The 4,895-nt window shown below is 64.8% G+C and carries 4 protein-coding genes and 1 pseudogene; 3 read left to right on the plus strand and 2 right to left on the minus strand.

Annotation, left to right across the window (positions count from 1 at the left end; all coding sequences use genetic code 11):
- Window positions 1-465 precede the first annotated feature (465 nt).
- Both V7E09_RS14390 and V7E09_RS14395 read right to left on the minus strand, forming a co-directional pair.
- A complete protein-coding gene (locus V7E09_RS14390; protein WP_257477458.1) occupies window positions 466-2,013 on the minus strand; it encodes a hypothetical protein in 1,548 nt (515 codons plus the stop codon).
- Window positions 2,000-2,866, minus strand: coding sequence for a hypothetical protein (locus V7E09_RS14395; protein WP_097850927.1), 867 nt, complete (start codon window positions 2,864-2,866; stop codon window positions 2,000-2,002). The genes V7E09_RS14390 and V7E09_RS14395 overlap by 14 nt, the downstream gene beginning before the upstream one ends.
- Before the next feature lie 209 nt (window positions 2,867-3,075).
- On the opposite strand from V7E09_RS14395, the gene V7E09_RS14400 reads away from it, so the two are divergent.
- The 3 genes and pseudogenes from V7E09_RS14400 to V7E09_RS14410 all read left to right on the plus strand — a co-directional run.
- Complete coding sequence (locus V7E09_RS14400; protein ID WP_324523595.1) at window positions 3,076-3,672, plus strand: TetR/AcrR family transcriptional regulator; 597 nt, start codon at window positions 3,076-3,078, stop codon at window positions 3,670-3,672.
- A gap of 401 nt (window positions 3,673-4,073) precedes the next feature.
- Window positions 4,074-4,646: a recombinase family protein gene (locus V7E09_RS14405; RefSeq protein ID WP_324523594.1), complete on the plus strand. Its 573-nt coding sequence runs from the start codon at window positions 4,074-4,076 to the stop codon at window positions 4,644-4,646.
- Window positions 4,647-4,688: 42 nt separating this feature from the next.
- A pseudogene (locus tag V7E09_RS14410) lies at window positions 4,689-4,895 on the plus strand (recombinase family protein); the annotation flags it as partial.

Raw genomic sequence — 4,895 nt, forward strand, 5'->3', positions numbered from 1 at the left:
CTCAACGCTCAGCCCGCGCCGTCACCCACCCACCCTCGATTGGGAAGAGCCCCTTTCTCCGATCCGGGGCGCGGGCTTGATCGCACCGCGTCCCGGCAAGGAGCGGTGCGCCGCCGACGCTGGGTGGAAGCAATGGAGCGTTGCGGGAACAGGCGACATCGGGTTGAGAGGCTTGTTTCCGCGTGGAATCAAGGCACTCGTGAGGATGCCGAGCCCGAAGGCGAGGCCGATGACCCTCTGATCGGCGCGTCGGCGGAACCAAAGAAACGACCTCGAACACGACTCACTGACGAGGAAGTGGACGCTATGCGAACAGCCCGCGCCAATGGTGTCAGCGTCAACGCGATTGCTCATCACTTCGACGTCCACCGGGGCACGGTATGGGCAAAGACGCGTCCAGCGTGAGCGGCTGCTACTCGTGGGTCGAGTAGTCGTCAGCGAGGCAACGCGGTCCTACCGGCCCGGCTACTCCGGAACACTGACCTCCGGTGTAGACGGCACCACTGGCGACGGAGCAGCGCCGAGGAAGTAGGCATCGGCTTCGGCAAGGGTGTGGAGAATCTGTTCCTCATGCACGCCGATAGATCGAGCGAGTTCGATCGAGCCTAGGAGTTGGAGTTCGACGTTCGCGGTGATGTCGAAGGCGCGATTCTGGAGGTCGCGGTAGTAGTCGTGCTCCGCGAGGATACGAACGTATTCGGCCTGGAGTTCCGCGTCGAGCCCGTCTACATACGCCTGGATTTCAGCTTCGCGCGCTCTGATTGCGTCGTTCTCGGCCTCGCTCAGGAACTTCTTGCCCTGGCCGAGGATCATGCTCGCCGCGATTGAGCCCACGACCGCGCCGAGGATCGGGATCGGGATGAGAACCTGGCCGAGTCCTGCTCCTACCGCAGCGCCCGTTGCCTCGATCGCGTTGAAGAACACGAGGTCGGCGAACTCATCGTCGTCGAGCTTTCCGGCCCTGCGGTTTGCCGCAGCGGTTGCGAGCCCGATCGTTCCCGAGGCAACGGCAGCGGCGGCGGGTGCACCCATCCGACAGACCTGGGTGAGTCCGTAGATCGCAAGACCCGAGACGCCACCCTTGAGGCCACCCTTGGCGGTCTCAATGCCGCCCTCTCGCCAGTCGTCCTTGCTGAACTCCCAGATGCTGGTGCCCTCACGGTGCCGGCGGTAGACGTACACCCCGAACGACAGCGCCCCCTGGACTGCGGCTGCTGTACCGGCAACCTTTGCCGCTTCGCCCCAGGATGGCGCAGCTTGCTGAGCCGCGCTGGCCCGCTTGGTGTCAGACTCGTCCCTGACCTGCTGTCGCCGGTCATCCGCTCGTTGACGCATGGCGGCGGTCTTCTCATCCAACGTGTCGCCGATCGCACCCCGTTGAACCTCGGCGTACTCCAACTTGGAGGGCCTCATCCAGTTGGTGTATGGCTCTCCGCGCGCAGTGCTCTCCTGCTCGATGAACTCACGGATTGCGTTGACCTTCTTAGCGGACAGGGCCGAGCCATCAACTTCGAGGTAGGTCTCACCTCGCATGATTCTGTCGAAGACTTCGAAGTGGTTCTGGGGGAACATCATCTTCATGTCCCGGTAGTGCGCCGATTGAAGAACCTCGTTGTACGGGTTGGCGTAGAACTTCATCTGCACCGGGACGCCCCACGAGCTGAGGTCGGCTGGCCCATTGTCGGCCAGCACGCGGGTCAGAGGTCGGATGCCGTTTATCGCGCGTTCTGCATTTGTGACTCCTGCTTCCGCGTACTCAGCGATGAAGCCGTGTAGCCCTGTCGCGCCCCCACGGTTGGCGTCGATTATGCCCTGTGCGTTGATTCGTGCCAGGTCTAGGTGAAGTACTGCCCGAGCCTCACGCGACGCCACCTTGGCCAGTTCGTCGGTCTCGCTGACGAGAATCCGTTCCAAGGTCGATGCGAACTCCGCGACTCGAGTTGACTCGAGGTAGTTGACCTGTGCAGCGATACCCTGCGCGACCGCGTTCTCGGTAGTGCTATGCCTCGGCATCGACTTCGATCTCCTTGTTGATCAACTGTGCGAGGGTGAGGTTTGCATTTACGAGCGCCGCCGCTAGCCGCTTCTCGTCGTCGGAGAAGGACTGATAGTCCGCAGTGGGAACTTGGCTGCTCAGTTCGGCGACCTGCTCCGTTTGGGTCAAGGTCAACTCCCGCAGCGCTTCGACTTCGGCGGTCGTTTGATCGAAGCGCCGGATTGCTGCCTCGACCTCAAGCCGCTCCTTGTTCAAGTCCTCGGCTGCCTTCTTGTTCTTCACAGCGGCGACAGTACCGACACTTGCGGAGACCAGTGCCGCGCCGCCCGCGATCGTCCAGCCGACTGGCCCAGCCAATGCGAGGAGCGCGGTGCCTGCCGCCATCCCTCCGCCGCCCGCCACGAGCGTGCCACCACCGAGCCAAGCAAGGGCCGCGCTCGTCGCCGCGGCGCCGGACAGGCTCGCAATGGCCGTGCCGGTGGACGCAACCCCAAAGGTCGTCGCGACTCCCATCGCCACAGTCGGCCCCATGGTCGCGACCGCCACGCCGAGCGCTCCGAGCGACGCACCTGCCGCAGAGCCCTTGGCGTTCCGCTTCGCCTGTGCCTCGGCCTTCTTGATCTCACTCTGCTTGCCCTCGAAGGAGCGGATCTCCGCAGTAGTCCGCTCAAGCGAGACCTTGAACTCGCGGGGCACGTTCGCGAGGGCGTTGATGTGATCGGAGACCGCCCCGACCTGCTGCGCCGCCCCTACGCGGAGGCTGTACAGCCCCGCGACAGCAGTCTCGAACCTGCCAGTCGACGCGGCATACCGCTCGACCGCTTCGTTGAAGCTCTCAACGGCACGCTTCCGCAACTTCGAGTTGAACACCACGCACTCCATCCCCCGAACATCTGTCTGAGTACCCAATCGTATCGGCGGGGTCCGACATCGAGTCGGTGAGGCCGCGAACTCAACAAGGCGACGACCATCTCCGTCAGCCTGCCACGCGTCTTGCAGATCAAGGTCCGTACTAGTCTGTACGAAATTGGTGGCTTGCCGGTTGGGCCGTGAGGCGAGGAGTGGGTGCGATGGTGGAGATGCGGCGTGGGCCGGGTCGTCCGGCGTATGACTCGAGGCAGAAGCTCGTCGCTGCGGCGTGCGCGCTACTGGCAGAACGAGGGTTCGAGGCGACGAGCCCGCAGATGTTCCAGCAACGCTCCGGGGTGGGGCACGGGAGCATGTATCACCACTTCCCCGGCAAGGGGAAGGAGGGGCTTGCGCTGGATGCGGTCAGTCGCATGCGAGCGAGCACGATCGCGTTCCTCGACGGCAGCCCCGCGCCCGAAGGTTCCGAGGTTGAAGAAGTACGGGCCATTATCGTGGCGGCGCTGGATCGGCTGTTCGCCCGCAAGGAAGGACAAGCCCTGGTCAGGCTCCTTGCTGACGCGGTCGCTGGAGCGATCCCGTCGCTGGCAACCGCAACCCAGGACTGGTGTGACGACATCCGTGCCGTGATCGTGGTGCGACTGCGGGCCGACGAGCCAGGCGCCGACCTCGACGTCGCGGACGCGGCAGCACGGTTCCTCGCGCCGGAGTTCGATGCTCTGGCGGAGGAACTGTTCGCAGCGGCTCTTGGGCGGGGTCTGCTCCATCTGCCGAAGCTCGCTCTGCCCGAGGCAGCCGAAGAGCGGTAGTCTGGCGGCATAACAATTCCATACGAACTAGTCCGGTCCTTGATCTGCAAGAGGCGTGTCGTCCGGATCAAGGGCGCGGTGGAGGGCAGTAATTCACTCCGGTGATCCGGGTTCTGGGAAGTGCTGCGCACCTACCTGGCATGAGGACTGAAGATCGGCGTTTGCGCCTTCGGGCGACGCGGCGAGACGAGCCTGATCAGGGCAAGCTCATCGAGTGGGTGCTCAGCATCGCCGAGGCACGGCACCGTGCCTGGCTGAACGGCGAGCCAGACCCCTACGGGCTCCCGGTCCCGGAGAGCGTCCGTCAGATCGCGAACCCGGAACACGGTCCCGCAAGATTTGCGGGACCGTCAAACAGCACCGATGAGTCGGATACGTGACCACCAGAATGGAGGTCCAGCATGAGCAGCGCGACACTCGACACCACGACGTCCGAGCGGGCCGCCGATGCGTCCGTGCTGCTCGCCGTCTCCTACCTCCGTGTGTCGACGCGTGAGCAGGCCGAGCGCGGCGGCACTGAGGAAGGCTTCTCGATCCCGGCCCAGCGCGAGGCGAACGCGCGGAAGGCCGACGAGCTGGGGACGCGGGTCGTGCGCGAGTTCATCGACGCCGGAGAGTCCGCACGCTCGGCAGACCGTGACGGGCTGCAGGACATGCTGGCGTTCATCGCCGCGACCCGCGTCACCTTCTGCATCGTGCATAAGCTCGACCGGCTCGCCCGCAACCGCGCCGATGACGTGAAGATTCACGAAGCCCTCATCAACGCCGGGGTCACCCTCGTGTCCGCCACCGAGTCCATCGACCAGACCCCGTCGGGGATGCTCGTCCACGGCATCATGTCGTCCATCGCTGAGTTCTACAGCCGCAACCTGGCCGCCGAAGTCACCAAGGGGCTCACACAGAAGGTCGCTCAGGGCGGCACCCCCGGACGCGCACCCATCGGCTACTTGAACGTGCGCCGCACCGACGAGTGAGGCCGCGAGGTACGCACGGTCGAGGTCGATCCCGAACGCGCGCCTCTGATCGTCTGGGCGTTCGAGCAGTACGCCACCGGCGAGACCTCTGTGACTGCGCTGCTGCGTGACCTCACCGCGCGTGGCCTGCTGTCGGTGCCGTCGCCGAAGCGTCCGTCGAAGCCGCTGGGGAAGAACGCTCTCTACCGTGTGTTGACGAACCCGTACTACGCCGGGGTGATCCGCTACAAGGGCGCGCTGCATCCCGGC

Origin of the sequence: Propioniciclava sp. (assembly GCF_036744435.1) — a bacterium.
Lineage (GTDB): Bacteria > Actinomycetota > Actinomycetes > Propionibacteriales > Propionibacteriaceae > Propioniciclava.

Coding starts and splice junctions, on each gene's coding strand:
- V7E09_RS14390 (WP_257477458.1), bottom strand. CDS start 2,013: ATGCCGAGGCATAGCACTACCGAGAACGCGGTCGCGCAGGGTATCGCT.
- V7E09_RS14400 (WP_324523595.1), top strand. CDS start 3,076: ATGCGGCGTGGGCCGGGTCGTCCGGCGTATGACTCGAGGCAGAAGCTC.
- V7E09_RS14405 (WP_324523594.1), top strand. CDS start 4,074: ATGAGCAGCGCGACACTCGACACCACGACGTCCGAGCGGGCCGCCGAT.